Origin of the sequence: Lonepinella sp. MS14436 (assembly GCF_042470565.1) — a bacterium.
Classification (GTDB): domain Bacteria; phylum Pseudomonadota; class Gammaproteobacteria; order Enterobacterales; family Pasteurellaceae; genus Lonepinella.
The window spans coordinates 994,289-1,011,918 of the sequence record NZ_CP170385.1 but is presented as its reverse complement, the minus strand read 5'-3'; the positions used below and the strand labels follow the sequence as shown (position 1 = coordinate 1,011,918).

The window sequence follows — 17,630 nt, the reverse complement described above, 5'->3', positions numbered from 1 at the left end:
CTCTGTTATATTGAGATAAAGGCGGATAAAAAGTTATCCGCCTTTGTTACAATTTTAACTAGAATTGATATTCCAATTTTGCACCGATATTAGTTTGTTTCACTTTTGAATCGGAAACTGAATGACGATGATTTACTTGAATACCTATTTTAAAGTTCGGGGTAAGTTTGAAATCTGCATTCGCTTTGGCAACAACGGCGTTATCTAAACTACCCGTATTAAAACGCTCATCATTGACCACAACTGGGTTACTGCTTTCGTTATGGTGTTCATATAATGCCCCCACACTTAAATCAACATAGTCATTTTCCCAACCGAAGTAGGAACCAACATGTTGACTAAATACTTTAAACGGATCCGCATTGACTTTAAGTTGTGCTGATGATTTATCCGTGACTAGCATATCAAAATATTGATAACTTAAGCCAGCTACAGGTGTTATTGAGAATTGACCGAGTTTGAATTTATAACCTAACTCAGTACCAACTTGATATTGTTCACCTTTAATTTTGGCAATATTTTTTTGGCTATTGGTAGATACTTTACCATCATGCCAATGAATACCAAGGTGACTATTCAATAACACATTATCCCATTCATTGTGCATGGCTAACAATAATGAAGTGGATTTATATTTAGTTGAGCTATAACCATCTACTGCTTTTGGTGTCACTTTTTGATTACTAAATGCTAGCCCTGCGTGTAGTTCCGTACTGTCAGACACTGGCATATAGCTACCAAATAAAGTGGTATTTTGGATAGATTCATAATCGTAACCATAATCTACAAAGCCCAAATCGGTTTTATAGTCTGAACGAGTATGTCTTTGTTCAACATAGAAACCTTTTTGATGTTTTGCCCAAAGATTATCCGTAAACATATCACGCACAGTTGTACCTTGGTGCATTACGGCGGTATTTGCCACTAAATAAGACGGTATTTCCTCTCTTAATTGAGCCCGTACATTTTGCTCTGCTTCGGCGGCTGCCAACACACTGGCTGGTGCTTCTTCAATAGTTAATGTTGGTGGCTCAACACCTTCAGCCAAGACTTGCCAAACAACTAAATCATTTGGTAATTCAAGTGTTGGTGCTTCATCTGGTACCGCAGTAACAATCAAATCATTTGGCAATTCAACGGTTGGAGAATCTGCTGGCACATCAGTCACGATTAAATCATTTGGCAATTCAAGCGTTGGTGCTTCATCTGGCACAGCTGTAACAATCAAATCATTTGGTAAACTATTTTCCAATGGATCTGGCAATGGTGCGTAAACTACATTATTAACTGCGGTGCCATCTTTCTTGATTAATTTACGATGTAATTGATAGTCATAGAAATTACCTGCTCTGCCTTTTTCAAAGCTGACTAATTCGAATTGATAAGCTGATTGTAATTTATCCGCCGCTACCCCCAAAGCAAAGGAATCTATACGATCTACATTACCATAGACTTTAATTAAGGATAACCCCTCATCAGCATCATAACGACCATTGTTATTTTTATCTGATACACCTTGATTTGTACCTAACATTAATAAATTCACTAGCGTTGGATTTTCTGTATGATAGTCACCTGTAATATTTAAAGCATCATGCTTCCATTGAGTTATATCATCTCCCTTATTATCTACGATTAGATTAACATCCGCCCCTTGATTGATCACATTACCAAAGGTTAATGTTTTTCCAGCAAAAGCATTTTCTTCTGCACTACGTTGAAAGATATTCCATTGAGAAGAATTGAAACTCGGAGAGATCGAACTATCAAAAGACCATGTACTATCGCCTTTAACACTACCCTGACCGCCAAATTTTGTGCCACTAGCTAAAGTTAATGAGCCACCTAATTGAGCATTCTCTTGTAATTCAACCGCCCCCTCTTGAATATCGGTTTTTCCAGTATGATTAATATTACCAGTAATAAATAAAGCACCAGTACCTTGTTTAATTAAATTACCTTCACCCGTAATGCTATCAGTAAATAATTGTGTCGCATTATTATCTGTAACATTAGCAATTAAATTTGCTGCATTCTCTAGTGTAATATGTTTAATATTAGCACCTACATTATCCTGTAAAATCAGATTTGAATTTGAATGAAGTGTGGCATTCTCAACAACATGAGAAGAACCCTCACCATAAATCAAAGAACCTGCTTGTACATCAAGCATATTTAAGAAGCTACTATTTGCCAAAGTTAAGTTTGAAGCACTGTCTTCTGGTGCATAGACAAGGCTAACATTACCATTTTCACCATTACCAACCACACCAGTAAAAATATGATTACCATTGACTTGATAACTAAAGGTAGCTTCACTATTAGCTTTATTATTTACAATATTGCCATTAATAGTTTCCGCACGTAAGCCTGTACGCTCATCACCGTTTTTAACCGTAAGATCTGCACCATTTAAATCAAGATTTGCCCCTTGTTCTAAGGTTAAATTGCTGAAATTGATTTGGTCAGAATCTGCCAAGCGAACCGTGGCATTTGGTTTAACCGTCACGTTGGCATAGGCTTGTTTAGCCCCATTGTCATCGGCTTGTTGATTTAAAGTAGCGATACCTTCTCTTACTTCCAAACTGGATAAATCTTTACCTTTACCCACTTTAATCATTTCACCGTCACCGATTTTATAGAAGACTTCATCTTTCGGACTCGTCAACGTCACGTTTTTATAAGTTTCATCTCTTGAATCACGATAGATATAATTTCCTTGCCAGAATAAATCTTCTAAATTGAACCGCACATATTGAATATCATAGCCTGCGTGGCTTTCATAAAGGATACCAATACTGCCATCAGGCAATTCTGTTAGGCTGTTATAAGCATATTGTTTTGTACCTTCCGCTGGCGAGAAACTGGTGTTATATTTCCATTTGATGGAACCATCTTCTTGTACTTCACCCAACCAAGCCTTACCATTGGTACGATCCCATAGTTTGCTTGAATGAGCATTAGCAAATACAACATATTCTTTACCATCAATGCGTTTAGAATATTTAATAACTGACATTTGACAGTAAGAATCTAACAATACTTGGTCGCTTTCAATGGTATGATCCCAAGTATAACCACCATCTTTACTGGTAGAAATCTTAACGTTACCACTATAGTTACGAGAGAATAATTTTAAATCACCGTTATCTAATTGAATAACTTGTGATTCAGTTAATTCCTGATCTTTACTTGAAATATGACGAGAACCACCAATTGAACGATATACCGCATCATTTGGTGATTCACCAAGATCCCACGTCATACCACCATCTTTACTAATAATCAAGGCTGCAGATTGTTTGCCATCTGCGTTAGTGTAATACACTGGCATTACTAAGCTGCCATCTTTTAATTGAAGACCTGTTCCAGGACCTGTCCCCAAGAAACGCATCCAATCTTTTTTCACTTGTTTAGATATATTAACAGGGCTAGACCAAGTAGCACCGTTATCATCACTATGTGTTAACCATAAAGAAATAGTTTTAGCTGATTGTAATGGGGCACTACCATTATTTTCATAATTGGTTGAAAGATAAATATTACCTAAGCGTTCTTCACCTTTGTAAAGATCACCCAAATCTTTAAAATGTTTTTCAGGATTACCATCTACAATTACACGGTAATCTGTTGGTTGATTTGACGAATTATAAACAACTCCATTTTCACGAATAGTATATAAATTATCATCCTTATCAGTCAATTTTTGATAATACGTTCCACCAATATTGATATAGCCATTTCCTTCCCCTGCTACATTATTAATACCACCAAATCCTCTTGACTCAGGGAACATATCCACTAACATAAAAACACGTCCTGTATTTTTATCTTGTACTAATAGTGGGTCAATTAAAAAAGCAGAATTTTGAGCTGAATTTGGATCTATAGCATAGGGTTGACTAACCAAATCAATCACTGTTTGAGCTGGTTGCCAAGTTTTACCACCATCTAAACTGCGGTGAATAATGGTATCAATATTTCCCCAATCACTCCAGTGTTGATAACGTTTATCCGCAGCAGCAATCACTACGCCATCTTTGGTGGTTAATAGAGATGGGATACGATAACCAAAGGCATCAGCAGAATCTTCATCTTGTGATACTCGTACCCCTTTAAAAATAGGATCGCGTTCAGTTTTATAGGCTCCTAAACCAGTATATTTTTCCGCTTGATAAACTCGTTCAGTATGAATTTCATCTTCTTTATGTGTAAGAGCTTGATATTGTTCTTGTACTTGAGCATCTGTTAATACTTGGTTAGTCGCCCCCGCATAGCTCACATCACCACTAAAACCATATTGATTACCTGATGAACGTGCTGTCTTACCTACATAAGCAGTTGATAATCCTGGAACATCTCTTAGGAATTTAACATCTCCTTTCCAAGTTAAAGCTCTTTCACCATCCACATAAATAACAATTTCACCACCTTCTTTATTAAAGACATAGGTAACTGTTCTAAATTCGCCCTCAGATTGTGAAACTCTTTTCGTTTTTACATCCTTAACTGGGACTAATTGGCTATTATTACGAACTTCAATACCAAACAAATCCCCATCCGTATTACGATTAATGTAAAGGTTAACATAAACATTCGGTTTTGTTGGGTCGGAAATCCCTAATAAACTAGCATCACCTGACGGGGCTGAATTACTAAAACGGAAAGTTAAAGAGCCACTATCCATAGAAAAGGCATTTTGATTAGTAAAGGTTTCTGTCACGTCAATTGCTGAAGAATAAGGTGTGTAGCCCGTATAAGAAAAAATAGATGGAACATTACTTGCCTCCGCAGCCAAAGCCGAACTACTAATCGCTGCTGAAATCAATAATGATAATGCTGTTTTTTTAAGTAACTTCTTCATAATTTTCCCCTTAATTAAGGTATATAGTTTATAAGATAGAGTTTTCTGAATTAATTATTCAAGGAACATCATACAAAAAAAAAAACACTCCAATCAAAGGGCAATTTTCAAAAATGAGATACCGATCACAAAATTTCTGAAAAAATTTTTTGATAGCATAGTCCCAACCATTCAACAAAAATAGCGTAGGCACATTCTCTCCAAACACAAAAGCATTGCGAAATTCCCTCTTTTTCCTTTAAGATAGACATAATTTCTATCTTCTTAACGCAACATAATAATGAACAACGCCTTTTTCCAATTAGATATCCCCACTCAACCCCAAGATCACAAACTGCTCGGCAACGTCCTTGCAGGTGCAGACAGTTTTGCCTTAAGCCAAATTGCCCAGCAATATCAAGGGCTAACCGTTATCGTTACGCAAGACAGCAAAACTGCGGCGCGTTTGGAAAAACTTTTACGCCAAACTTTGCCAGCCGTGCAACTGTTTCCCGATTGGGAAACCTTGCCTTATGATGCGTTTTCGCCCCATCAAGACATTATTTCCGCACGGCTAAGTAGCCTGTTTTACTTGCAACAAGCCAAACTGGGCGTGTTAATTTTGCCGATTACCACCTTAATGCAACGCCTTTGTCCACCGTCATTTTTAAGCCAAAATGTGCTGTTGATTAAAAAAGGTGATCGGCTGAATATCGAAAAAATGCGGTTGAACCTTGAAAATGCAGGCTATCGAGCGGTGGAGCAGGTATTGGAAGTGGGCGAATTTGCCGTACGGGGTTCGCTGTTGGATTTGTTCCCAATGGGGAGCAGCGAGCCATTTCGGTTGGATTTTTTTGATGATGAAATTGACAGTATTCGCACCTTTGATGTGGACAGCCAACGTACGCTGACTGAAATTGACAAAATTAATCTGTTGCCTGCTCACGAATTTCCTACCGATAGCCGTGGCATTGAATTTTTCCGCAGCCAATTTCGGGAAACCTTTGGCGAAATCCGCCGTGATCCCGAGCATATTTATCAGCAAGTGAGCAAAGGCACACTGGTGTCGGGCATTGAATACTGGCAACCGCTGTTTTTTGAGCAAATGGCGACCCTGTTTGATTATTTGCCGCCAAACACCCTATTTGTGGATCTTGACGGCTATCAAACCCAAGGCGAGCGGTTTTATCAAGATGCGGAAAGCCGTTTTGAAAGTCGCAAAGTGGATCCAATGCGACCGCTGTTACCCCCTGCTCAACTTTGGCTCAAAATTGACGAAATTAACCGCCGTTTGAAGCAATATCCACGCATTTCATTAAAAACCGAAACCTTGAAAAAATCCGTTCGGCAAACCAATTTAAGCGTAAGTCCATTGCCTGAGTTGCAAATTCAAGCCCAACAAAAAGAGCCATTACAGGCATTACGCCAATTTATCGAACAATTTGACGACAAAATTTTATTTTCGGTGGAAAGCGAAGGACGGCGAGAAACTTTGTTGGATTTGTTGGCACCGTTAAAAATTAAGCCGAAACAGATTCAATTATTTTCTCCGAATAATATGGGCGGATACGTAGATCCGCCCCTACAAGGATTGAGCGATAAAATAAATCGTAGGGGCGGACCGATGTGTCCGCCCGAAAAATTGCCGAAGTTCGGGCTAAAAATTAGCCCGTTAGATCAAGGTTTCATCTTAGAAACTGCGGTCAAAATTGCCATCATTTCTGAAAATGAATTATTAGGCTCAAGAGTCCAACAACGTAGCCGTGACAAACGCAAAACAGTGAATCCCGATACACTCATTCGCAACCTTGCAGAACTAAAAATCGGACAAGCAGTGGTACATTTGGATCACGGAGTGGGGCGTTACGGCGGTTTAGTCACCCTTGAAAATGCTGGTGTGAAAGCGGAATATTTGCTGTTGACTTATGCCAACGATGCAAAATTGTATGTGCCTGTCGCCAGTCTGCATTTAATCAGCCGTTATGTGGGCGGTAGCGATGAAACCGCCCCCTTGCATAAACTCGGCAGTGATGCCTGGGGAAAAGCCCGTTCCAAAGCGGCAGAAAAAATCCGTGATGTGGCAGCGGAACTGCTTGATGTGTATGCCGAACGTGAAGTAAAAAAAGGCTTTGCGTTTCAATATGATAAACAAGACTATCAAGCCTTTGCAGCAACGTTTCCATTTGAAGAAACCCTTGATCAAGAAATGGCAATTAATGCGGTGATTTCCGATATGTGTCAACCGAAAGCGATGGATCGGCTGGTGTGTGGTGATGTGGGCTTTGGCAAAACCGAAGTGGCAATGCGTGCCGCATTTTTGGCGGTGATGAATCATAAGCAGGTGGCAGTACTGGTGCCAACTACGCTACTGGCTCAACAACATTTTGACAATTTCAAAGACCGCTTTGCCAATTTGCCTGTCAATGTGGAAATGGTGTCACGCTTTAAAACCGCCAAACAACAAAAGCAGATTTTGGACAATCTCGCCGAGGGCAAGGTGGATATTCTAATCGGCACCCATAAACTGATTCAATCGGATGTGAAATTTAGCGATCTCGGTTTGCTGATTATTGATGAAGAACACCGTTTCGGCGTGCGACAAAAAGAGAAAATCAAACAGCTGCGTGCCAATATTGACATTCTGACCCTGACTGCGACACCGATTCCACGCACGCTGAATATGGCGATGAATGGCATTCGGGATTTGTCTATTATTTCCACGCCCCCTGCTCGCCGTTTAACTATTAAAACCTTTGTGCGACAAGCGGATGATTTGATTATTCGGGAAGCGATTTTGCGTGAAATCCTGCGTGGCGGTCAGGTGTATTATTTGCATAATGATGTGGCAAGCATTGAAAAATGTGCGGAAAAAATCACCGCACTTGTCCCTGAAGCAAGGGTAACGATCGGTCACGGTCAAATGCGGGAACGGGATCTTGAACGGGTGATGTCGGATTTTTATCATCAACGTTTTAATGTGTTGGTCTGCTCCACCATTATTGAAACAGGCATTGATGTGCCAACGGCGAATACTATTATTATTGAACGGGCGGATAATTTCGGTTTGGCTCAACTGCACCAACTGCGTGGACGGGTTGGGCGTTCCCATCATCAAGCCTATGCCTATTTGCTTACACCGCCGCCGAAACTCATCAGCAAAGATGCGGTAAAACGCCTTGAAGCCCTTGAAAGTTTGGATAATCTCGGGGCTGGCTTTATTCTTGCCACTCACGATTTAGAAATTCGTGGGGCTGGCGAATTACTCGGGCAAGAACAAAGCGGACAAATTGAAAGCATCGGCTTTAGCCTGTATATGGAATTGCTGGAAAGTGCGGTGAAAGCGATGAAAGAAGGGCGTGAGCCAAGTTTGGACGAACTCACCCAACAGCAAGTGGAAATTGATTTGCGTGTACCTGCCCTGTTACCTGATGATTATTTGGGCGATGTGAATATGCGGTTGTCTTTCTATAAACGTATTGCAGGGGCAGAAAACAAAGCCGCCCTTGATGAATTGAAAGTGGAATTGATTGACCGTTTTGGTTTATTGCCCGAACCGACCCAAAACTTAATGCAAATTGCCGAACTACGATTAATAGCAAAACCGCTCAAAGTGACTAAAATAGACGGCACCGCCCACGGTGGCTTTGTAGAATTTAACCCAACGGCGGATATTGATCCGATGAAGTTTTTAGCCTTAATCAAACAGCAACCAGCGGTATTTAAATTTGACGGACCAACGAAATTTCGCTTTACTTGCAATTTAGAACAGGCAAAAGTGCGGTTGGAATTTATCAAGAATTTGTTGGGGAGTTTGTGGTAAAATCGAACGATGATAAACATCATCAAAGGAGAATAACATCATGAAAGGTCAATGTCTATGTGGAGCAATCACGCTCACGGTTGCCGATAATCAAAACGCCAGTGTCTGCCATTGCGGTATGTGTCAACGCTGGAACAGCGGTCCATTATTTTCATTTCATAGTGAAAAAATAGAAACCACAGGAAACGAACATATTGCTTGTTATCAATCTTCCCCATGGGCGGAACGTGCGTTTTGCCGAAATTGCGGTTCACATCTTTATTATCACATGCTGGGTACGCAACATTATTATGTTTCCACTGGCTTATTTTACGGGCAAACCACGTTTACCTTGGAAGACGAAATTTTTATCGACAAAAAGCCGTCTTTCTATGAACTAAAAAATGATGTACCGAAATTGACTGAAGCGGAAGTGTTGGAAAAAATGGCATAGTGATTAGATGATAGGTGGGGTAAACCCACCATCAATACGATTATGCTTTACTGACCAAACAACGCCAGCAAGCCCTCAGGCAAAATCGTTTGCCATGAAAAATAACCGTGTTCGGAAGCGTATTCTTTATAGATCACAGGGTAATTTTTTGCTATCAACACATCTTTAAAATGCCTTGAGCTGTTTAAAATGGTTTGCTCATAAATCCCTGCACTGATAAAAAAATGAAGATTTTTTGTTGCTTGGCTGGCATATAAATGTGCCATTGCGTTGTTAAATTGCGGGCTTTGTTGCGGATCTTTCCACCAAAACGAACCTGACAACACCAGAGCATTGCCAAAAATATCAGGATATTGATTGGCGATATAAGCGGTGGCTAATCCGCCGAAGCTAGAGCCTGCAAGTGCGGTGTGTTTTGCGGCAATTTTTATACCTAGCTGTTGGCTTACCCAAGGATATAATTCCGTTGCGATCATTTTGGCAAAATCGGGATTGGGCGGTAATTCCGCTCTTCTGGCTTGGGTGGTTGGATTATCAATAAACACCGTAACTGTCGGTGGAATTTTGCCTTGGGCAATCAGATTATCCAATATCATTGGAGTCGGGACTTTATCCACATAATCCGTGCCGTCAAATAAAAACAGCAAGCGAAGATCGGGATTGTTCGGTTCAAAATGAGCAGGCAGGTAAATCTGTACACGGCGGCTATTCACCAAAATTTGGCTATGAAATTGATGCGTTTGCAACTTACCTTGCGGTGCATTTTGTGGTTTAAGCCAAGGCGATTGTGGTGTATTTTTCAGTTTTAATGCCGACACATAACTAAATCTATCCTGCGGATATTTCGGCTTGGCTGGATAAGTATTCGGGTTAAAAGGATCGGCTTGCAAGGTGGCTAATATAGCTCGGCGTTGCTCACCTTGGTTGACGGGTAAAGTCGGTACATCGGGAGCAAAACCGTAGGAAACCAGACTGTCATTAGGCAGTTGATAAGATTTAAACCAAATATCCGAACCGAACAGACGTTCAAGCTGATCATGATGATCTTCACGGCTCGGCGAACCCCACAACCACACATTTTGTTTTGCCCCACGCCATAAAAACGTGACGATGCTTTGATTACTATTTTCAACAGGTTCAATGAGGGGCAAACCTTGTTGGGTGATCTTTTGCCAAAATTCATCTAGCCGTACGGTTTTATTCTGTTCGGTTAATTGTTCGGCAAGCTGTTGAATAGTTGGACTAAGGTATTTTGCAGGCAACGCCTGTTGTTCCGCCACAGGAATCTGTTGCAAAATCTGAATCTGATAATGTGCCGTTTCGGCTTTTTCAGCTTTTTCAGCCTTTTCAGTTTTTTCAGCTTTAGACGGATAAATCACAAAATCCGCCGTGCCTGTTTGCTCGGCTTTGAATACAAATTCTTTCTTGCCCACCACATTTTGCAACAACCACCGCTCGCTGTTATCCGCAAAAACAATGGCTAAATCTGCCCCGTCTTTGTCTGTGACAGTAAATTCCCCTTTGACAAAATCGCCATTTTGCAAGGAAATGGATTGGCTGTAAGCAAATGTACTCATACTCATTAATAAAAGTGCGGTGGTTTTTTTCATTGTTTTCTACAAAAATGACACATCAAAATTAAACGGCAATAAATCTTTGATCGAATAGGTTTTAAAAATCTCGCCAGAGATAGACGCGAAATAGATTTCAATATTTTGTGCTTGTTTGGTTTCGTATTCCAAAATACTTTGCCGACAGGCTCCACAAGGTGGGACTGGGCTATTTTTCATTTCATCTTCTGGTGCACCGACCACGAATATTTTTAAAATCTTTTGATCTGGATAATTCGCTGAAGCCCAATAAATAGCGGTTCTTTCCGCACATAACCCAGAAGGATAGGCTGCATTTTCTTGATTGTTGCCTGAAATAATTTCGCCATTTTCCAACAAAATGGCACAACCTACTAAAAAATGAGAATAAGGGGCATAGGCTTTCTTTCTAGCAGCTTTTGCCTCATCAAACAGTTTTTTTTCAATGTCGTTTAATTCATTGTATGATTTGAAATTCTGGTAATTTATATTAAGTTGTTTTTGCATGTTTTCTCCTTAATTTCATCGTGATCTCTTTCCTAAGATTTAGCATCTGATATATATTTTCTTATCATACACTCAACATTTTAACCATTCAATCCAAACGAAATTAAGAAAGGCGGAAATCATATCCGCCTTTAAACAATTTATTTTCTATTAGAATGATAATTTAGCTGTCATATAAATAGATCGTCCATGTTCATTATAACTTTGCGCACCATTATTTGTGCGATAAAGTTTTTTATTAAACACATTGGTCATTCCAATACGACCGCTAAAGTGCTTGTTAAATTGATAACCTGCATTGATTCCCCAAACTCCGTAGCTCCCGATTTCATCATAAGTTAACAATGTCGCTGATAACGTTTCATTTTTAATAATCGCCACGGTACGTGGTTTTTGGCGACCATAATGAGTAAAGGTGAGATTCATATCCAATTTTTCTGTTGCTTGGTATGCTAAAGTGCTGTTAATGGTGTGTTTTGGAATAATCGACAATGGGTTACCTTGATAATCTTCTGACTTACGCATATAAGAGAAGTTATTGCTCCATGTTAAGTTTTCCAATACGGGAATCACTAAGTTTCCTTCAAAGCCCTCAACCGTGGCTTTTGGTGTATTTGCCCATTGGAACACATGCCCTGCCCCACCATTACCATTTGACCATACCGCTCGTTCTCCTGTAACAATTTTATTGCGATAAGCATTATGGAAGTAGGTAAGCGATGCTTGCCAACCGTTATGCTCAAACTCTAAACCAATTTCTTTATTGACGCTAGTTTCAGGTTTTAAATTCTCATTACCCAAAATATAACAAGACATATTATAAACGGTATAACCATTAGCCGCACTCGGCAAAGGGCAACCTGCACCTAGACTATACAACAAATAATTAGGATTAACTTGATATAAATTTGGTGCTTTATAAGCACGAGCAATACCGCCTTTAATGGTAAACATATCATTAAGTTGATGGGAGATATTTAATGCTGGACTCCAGTTTGAACCACTGTCGGTATTATAGTCAAAGCGAAGAGATGGAATAACAATAGTACGTTCTGTGACATAAATATTATCTTCGGCAAAAACCGCAATGTTACTTTGGGATTTTTCACCACTACGATTTGTACCAATATCAAACCCTGATACAGACACCCGATACGGTTGCGTCATCGATTGTGGGTCATCTAATTTAGCATGATTATATTCAGCACCTACTGTTAATACTTGCGACACACCTAAAGTAAACGGAATATTGGCTTCAGATTGAAGACGTAAATTAGTTAACCTACTGTCAGAATAATTGCTAGTTGAACTATAGCTCCCCTCGCCTCCACCAACTAATCCTTCAGGTAAACGACTATTTTTAGTACGCTCATAACTAATGCTATTTTCCGTATTCCCCCAATTCCATTCACCTTTATGGGTTAAAGAGTAAGCTGAACGATATAAACGTGCAGTTTCCATACCGTTTTCACGAAGAACCGTTGTGAACCCTGCGGCATTGCTCAACTGTGTATCGCCATTATAAATATTACCTTGGCGACTAAAACTGGAATCAAAGGTTAAGGTTTGGCGAGGATCAATTTTCCATTCTAAACGCCCTGCAATATCACGGTTACGCACCCCTTCAACCCCTGCAATATTACTACTTGATGCTTCTTGATTGATATTTACTGCATCCGCTTTGGTTTTATTCGCACTACCGTATAAACGGAAAGCCAATACATCTTTAATCACTGGTCCACTCAAATCAAAGCCGACACGACTCGTTGAACCCTCAGAGTTATCTCTTGGTTGGTTAGTGTAATAAGTCACGGAACCTTTTAATTCATTACTGACTGGTTTGGTTTTAATATTCACCACCCCACCCATGGCACCCGAGCCATAACGTGCTGCGGCAGGACCACGTAATACCGTGATACTTTCAATTTGTTCAGGTGGCACCCAGTTAGAATCCCCTCGTGTATTACGCTCACCACGTCGCCCCATACGTTCTGCATTACGCGAAGTAACAGGTTTACCATCAATTAAAATCAAGGTATTTTCAGGTCCCATGCCACGAATATCAATTTGGCGTTTGTTACCACGTTGAGCGGTTGAACTGTTACCCGTTAGATTTACCCCTGGCATGGTGCGTAATAATTCAGATACGTCATTGGCAACAGGACGTTTTTCCAAATCAGTTTTGGAAATTTGGGAGACTCCAAGGGATTGTTGTAATTGCTGTTCTGCAGTAACGTGAATTGTCTCAAGCTCTTCTACGTTTTGCGTACTTTCCACAGCCATAGCAAAACTGCTTAAAACAGACAAACTCACTAAAGATAATTTGCATGTGAATTTGGTTTGCTTCTTTTTCATTCTTATTCCTTACGTTACAAATAAAAAATAAGGGGATCACCCTTAATTTAGTCCTACTATAGGATCGGCGTAAAACGGTGAAATCATACACAAACAAGAAAATTTTTGCAAATAGTTATCATTAAAATTAATAAAAGTATCCATAAAAATAAATTTATCATAGATTCTCACCGCACTTTTGCTATATAATCCTTTTTATTCAATAACATAAATAAGGTAAAAACCATGTACTTAGATCAAATCAAAGCCGAATTAGTGGAAGCACAAGATGTATTAAATAAATTTATTGCTGATGAAAATAACATCAAACTCATTCAACAAGCCGCACTTCTCATTTCGGATAGCTTCAAACAAGGCGGTAAAGTGTTATCTTGTGGTAACGGTGGGTCGCACTGTGATGCCATGCACTTTGCGGAAGAATTAACAGGACGTTATCGTGAAAATCGCCCAGGTTATCCTGCCATTGCGATTTCTGATGTCAGCCATTTGAGCTGTGTGAGTAATGACTTTGGCTATGAATATGTGTTCTCTCGTTATGTGGAAGCCGTTGGACAAAAAGGCGATGTGTTATTTGGCTTATCCACTTCTGGTAATTCTAAAAATATCTTAAACGCCATTGAAGCTGCTAAAGCTAAAGGTATGAAAGTGATTGCAATGACTGGCAAAGACGGTGGTAAAATGGCAGGTTTAGCCGATGTTGAAATCCGTGTCCCTCATTTCCGTTATGCGGATCGTATTCAAGAAATTCATATTAAAGTGATTCATATTTTAATGATGTTAATTGAATTTGAAATGGCAAAAAATTCGTAAATTTTTGACCGCAGTTTTCCATTAAATTTTAATCGCACTCATCGGGGCGGATCTATGTATCCGCCCCCGTCATTTTTCCCTGCCTAAAACAGGGTCCCCGTCTTTGCCGCCTGAAAATGCTTTAATTTGTAGGAAAAGTTGTACTGTCTAAGCGTAGCGAGTTTACAACTTTTCCGTTAAGCAAATTAAAGCATTTTCAGGAAACAAGGCAAAATCGGGGTGTGTTTCTTTTGTTACTTTTCTTTGCACAAGCAAAGAAAAGTAAGGAACATGGCGAAACCCAACAAATAAATTTTTATTCAAATTTAACATTTCACATTGCATACTTATGCAAAAATAAGTAATATATTTTCAATTCACAAATAAAGAGAACATCCATCAATGACTATTAGTGTTCAAAATCTCAATTTCTTTTACGGATCAAGCCAAGCACTGTTTGACATTAGCCTAAGTGCAGAAGACGGCGATACCATCGTATTACTCGGTCCCAGTGGTGCAGGCAAAAGTACCTTGATTCGAACCTTGAATTTATTAGAAGTCCCGACTTCAGGACAATTAAATATTGCTAACAATCAATTTGATTTATCCCAAAAAAGCGATCCAAAACAAATTTTACAATTACGCAAAAATGTCGGCATGGTATTTCAACAATATAATTTATGGCCACACTTTACGGTATTAGAAAATTTAATTGAAGCACCAATGAAAATTTTAGGCTTAACGCAAGCCGAAGCCAAACAACAAGCGATGGAATTACTTTCCCGTTTGCGTTTGGAAGAACACGCCGATCGCTTTCCATTACAGCTTTCAGGCGGTCAGCAACAACGTGTAGCGATTGCTCGGGCATTGATGATGAAACCGCAAGTGTTGTTATTTGACGAACCGACCGCTGCTTTAGATCCTGAAATCACTGCTCAAATTGTGTCGATTATTCAGGAATTACAACAAACTGGAATTACTCAAGTGATTGTCACTCACGAAGTCAATGTGGCTCGCAAAGTGGCAACCAAAGTGGTGTATATGGAACAAGGGCATATTGTGGAAGCAGGTGATGCCAGTTGTTTTGAAAATCCACAAACTGAACAGTTTAAACAATATCTCTCTCACTAACTCTTATATTAATAACAAGGACATAACATTATGAAAAAATTACTCTTAACTGCACTTTTAGTCGGTACTGCATTGGCTACTCAAGCGAAAGATATTAGCTTTGCCATGGAAGCAAGTTATCCACCATTCGAAATGACCAATGAGAAAGGCGAGATTATCGGTCTTGATGTGGATGTAGCAAATGCGATTTGTAAAGAAATTCAAGCCAACTGCTCTTTCCAAAGTCAAGCCTTTGATTCATTAATTCAAGGTTTAAAACAAAAACGTTTTGATGCGGCTATTTCGGCGATTGATATTACTGAAGCTCGTGCCAAACAAGTATTATTCAGTGATTCTTATTTTGCGAGTGCTGCAACCTTTATTGCCAAAAAAGGGGTTGATTTCAATTCAATTAAAACCGTTGGTGTACAAAATGGTACGACATTCCAAAGTTATATTGTGAAAGAAACTAAATATACACCAAAACCTTATGCGTCATTACAAGAAGCTGTGTTAGATATTAAAAATGGTCGTATTGATGCTATTTTTGGTGATATGCCAGTGTTATTGGATATGATTAATCATAATGATGATCTAACATTCTCTGGTGAAAAAGTTGAAAATCAACGTTATTTCGGCAATGGTTTAGGTATTGCTGTTAACTTAAAAAATAAAGCATTAGTTGATGAATTAAACAAAGGACTAGCCGCGGTAAAAGCTAGTGGTGAATATCAAAAAATCTATGATAAATGGATGACAGCGAAATAATGTTTTTCGATTATCTCCCTTTAATGTATTCCGCTACCCTAATGACCTTAGGGTTAGCGGTTTGTTCGCTGATTGTGGGCTTATTTTTTTCGTTAATTTTCACCGCACTTGAGATGAATAAACTGGCTTGTGTGCGTACTCCAACCTCTATATTTGTCAGTTTATTGCGTGGTTTGCCCGAAATTATTGTCGTGTTGCTGATTTATTTCGGTTCAACCGAATTAGTGGAAAAAATTACTGGCGAATATGTGGAATTTAGTGCCTTTAGTTGCGGCGTATTAGCCCTTTCTCTTATTTTTGCAGCTTACGCTTCTCAATCCTTACGTGGGGCAATTCAAGCTATTCCAGTAGGGCAATGGGAAAGTGGTGCGGCTCTTGGTTTAAGCCGTCCTTATACTTTTATTCGGCTTGTGTTACCCCAAGTATGGCGACACGCTTTACCGGGTTTAAGTAATCAATGGTTAGTGCTATTAAAAGATACAGCGTTAATTTCCTTAATTGGTGTGAGCGATCTGATGCGACAAGCGGAATTGATCAATACCCGAACTCACCAACCTTTTACTTGGTATGCCTTGGCAGCCTTTATTTATCTTTGTATCACCTTGATTAGTCAGGTATTTATTCGCAAACTTGAAATTCGTTTCACTAAATTTGAACGTGGGGTGAGATAATGTGGCAAGATTATTTATCGGTTATTGCACAAGGCATTCCAACCAGTTTGATCTTAACCGCCGTATCTTTAACCATTGCATTTATATTAGCGGTATTGCTCACCTTTTTGCTTTCGCTGGGAAATAAAATTGTTAAAAGTGCGGTGAATTTTTACTTAGTTTTATTCACGGGTACGCCATTGTTAGTACAATTCTTTCTGATTTATTCAGGTCCTGGGCAATTTCAATGGATTGTGAATAGTCCATGTTGGCTATTATTGTCAGATGCTTGGTTCTGTGCTATGTTAACCTTAGCTTTAAACAGTGCTGCCTACTCTACTCAACTGTTTCATGGGGCGATGAAAGCGATTCCTAAAGGTCAATGGGAAAGTTGTGCGGCATTAGGTTTAAGCCGTTGGCAAACGCTAAAAATTTTAGTGCCTTATGGATTAAAACGTGCATTACCCTCTTATACCAATGAAATTATTTTAGTGTTTAAAGGCACTTCCCTTGCCTCCACGATTACCTTAATGGATATTATGGGTTATGCAAGACAGCTTTATGGTACGGAATACGATGCCATTACGATTTATGGTTTGGCTGGCTTGATTTATCTTGTGATTACAGGGGTAGCTACGTTATTATTACGTCGTTTAGAACGGTATGTTTTGCGGTTTGAACGATTGGAAGTGACGAAAGCCTAATTATTTTTTCTTGTTTTTGTCACGCTTTTTGTGTTTATTAAGATCGGATTTCGCCGATGGCG

General features: G+C 39.4%; 11 protein-coding genes. 7 read left to right on the top strand and 4 right to left on the bottom strand.

Going from position 1 to position 17,630, the window contains the following annotated elements:
- Positions 1-58 precede the first annotated feature (58 nt).
- Complete coding sequence (locus O1Q81_RS04875; protein ID WP_386698516.1) at positions 59-4,864, bottom strand: exo-alpha-sialidase; 4,806 nt, start codon at positions 4,862-4,864, stop codon at positions 59-61.
- 280 nt (positions 4,865-5,144) lie between these two features.
- On the opposite strand from O1Q81_RS04875, the gene mfd reads away from it, so the two are divergent.
- Both mfd and O1Q81_RS04865 read left to right on the top strand, forming a co-directional pair.
- Positions 5,145-8,663, top strand: a complete 3,519-nt coding sequence (gene mfd, locus O1Q81_RS04870) for a transcription-repair coupling factor (RefSeq protein ID WP_386698514.1) — start codon at positions 5,145-5,147, stop codon at positions 8,661-8,663.
- A 40-nt stretch (positions 8,664-8,703) separates the two neighbouring features.
- Positions 8,704-9,096 carry a GFA family protein gene (locus tag O1Q81_RS04865; RefSeq protein ID WP_386698512.1) on the top strand — a complete coding sequence of 131 codons (393 nt, stop codon included), beginning with the start codon at positions 8,704-8,706 and terminating at the stop codon, positions 9,094-9,096.
- A 47-nt stretch (positions 9,097-9,143) separates the two neighbouring features.
- On the opposite strand, the gene O1Q81_RS04860 is transcribed toward O1Q81_RS04865, so the two are convergent.
- From O1Q81_RS04860 to O1Q81_RS04850, 3 genes are all read right to left on the bottom strand, one after another.
- Positions 9,144-10,706: an alpha/beta hydrolase gene (locus tag O1Q81_RS04860; protein WP_386698510.1), complete on the bottom strand. Its 1,563-nt coding sequence runs from the start codon at positions 10,704-10,706 to the stop codon at positions 9,144-9,146.
- A gap of 6 nt (positions 10,707-10,712) precedes the next feature.
- A complete protein-coding gene (gene cdd / locus O1Q81_RS04855; RefSeq protein WP_386698508.1) occupies positions 10,713-11,192 on the bottom strand; it encodes a cytidine deaminase in 480 nt (159 codons plus the stop codon).
- A gap of 150 nt (positions 11,193-11,342) precedes the next feature.
- Complete coding sequence (locus O1Q81_RS04850; RefSeq protein ID WP_386698507.1) at positions 11,343-13,547, bottom strand: FepA family TonB-dependent siderophore receptor; 2,205 nt, start codon at positions 13,545-13,547, stop codon at positions 11,343-11,345.
- Positions 13,548-13,772: 225 nt separating this feature from the next.
- Between O1Q81_RS04850 and lpcA the strand changes: the two genes are divergently transcribed.
- The 5 genes from lpcA to artM all read left to right on the top strand — a co-directional run bounded on the left by lpcA (position 13,773) and on the right by artM (position 17,568).
- Entirely contained in the window at positions 13,773-14,357 is a 585-nt protein-coding gene (lpcA, locus tag O1Q81_RS04845; RefSeq protein ID WP_386689997.1) for a D-sedoheptulose 7-phosphate isomerase, read from the top strand.
- A gap of 381 nt (positions 14,358-14,738) precedes the next feature.
- Positions 14,739-15,467 carry an arginine ABC transporter ATP-binding protein ArtP gene (gene artP, locus O1Q81_RS04840; RefSeq protein ID WP_386690568.1) on the top strand — a complete coding sequence of 243 codons (729 nt, stop codon included), beginning with the start codon at positions 14,739-14,741 and terminating at the stop codon, positions 15,465-15,467.
- 30 nt (positions 15,468-15,497) lie between these two features.
- A complete protein-coding gene (locus O1Q81_RS04835) occupies positions 15,498-16,214 on the top strand; it encodes a transporter substrate-binding domain-containing protein (protein ID WP_386698505.1) in 717 nt (238 codons plus the stop codon).
- Complete coding sequence (gene artQ, locus O1Q81_RS04830; protein WP_386689990.1) at positions 16,214-16,885, top strand: arginine ABC transporter permease ArtQ; 672 nt, start codon at positions 16,214-16,216, stop codon at positions 16,883-16,885. Before O1Q81_RS04835 ends, artQ begins: the two co-directional genes overlap by 1 nt.
- Entirely contained in the window at positions 16,885-17,568 is a 684-nt protein-coding gene (artM, locus tag O1Q81_RS04825) for an arginine ABC transporter permease ArtM (RefSeq protein WP_386698504.1), read from the top strand. The genes artQ and artM overlap by 1 nt, the downstream gene beginning before the upstream one ends.
- The last annotated feature ends 62 nt before the right edge of the window (positions 17,569-17,630 follow it).

Coding starts and splice junctions, on each gene's coding strand:
- O1Q81_RS04875 (WP_386698516.1), bottom strand. CDS start 4,864: ATGAAGAAGTTACTTAAAAAAACAGCATTATCATTATTGATTTCAGCA.
- mfd (WP_386698514.1), top strand. CDS start 5,145: ATGAACAACGCCTTTTTCCAATTAGATATCCCCACTCAACCCCAAGAT.
- O1Q81_RS04865 (WP_386698512.1), top strand. CDS start 8,704: ATGAAAGGTCAATGTCTATGTGGAGCAATCACGCTCACGGTTGCCGAT.
- O1Q81_RS04860 (WP_386698510.1), bottom strand. CDS start 10,706: ATGAAAAAAACCACCGCACTTTTATTAATGAGTATGAGTACATTTGCT.
- cdd (WP_386698508.1), bottom strand. CDS start 11,192: ATGCAAAAACAACTTAATATAAATTACCAGAATTTCAAATCATACAAT.
- O1Q81_RS04850 (WP_386698507.1), bottom strand. CDS start 13,547: ATGAAAAAGAAGCAAACCAAATTCACATGCAAATTATCTTTAGTGAGT.
- lpcA (WP_386689997.1), top strand. CDS start 13,773: ATGTACTTAGATCAAATCAAAGCCGAATTAGTGGAAGCACAAGATGTA.
- artP (WP_386690568.1), top strand. CDS start 14,739: ATGACTATTAGTGTTCAAAATCTCAATTTCTTTTACGGATCAAGCCAA.
- O1Q81_RS04835 (WP_386698505.1), top strand. CDS start 15,498: ATGAAAAAATTACTCTTAACTGCACTTTTAGTCGGTACTGCATTGGCT.
- artQ (WP_386689990.1), top strand. CDS start 16,214: ATGTTTTTCGATTATCTCCCTTTAATGTATTCCGCTACCCTAATGACC.
- artM (WP_386698504.1), top strand. CDS start 16,885: ATGTGGCAAGATTATTTATCGGTTATTGCACAAGGCATTCCAACCAGT.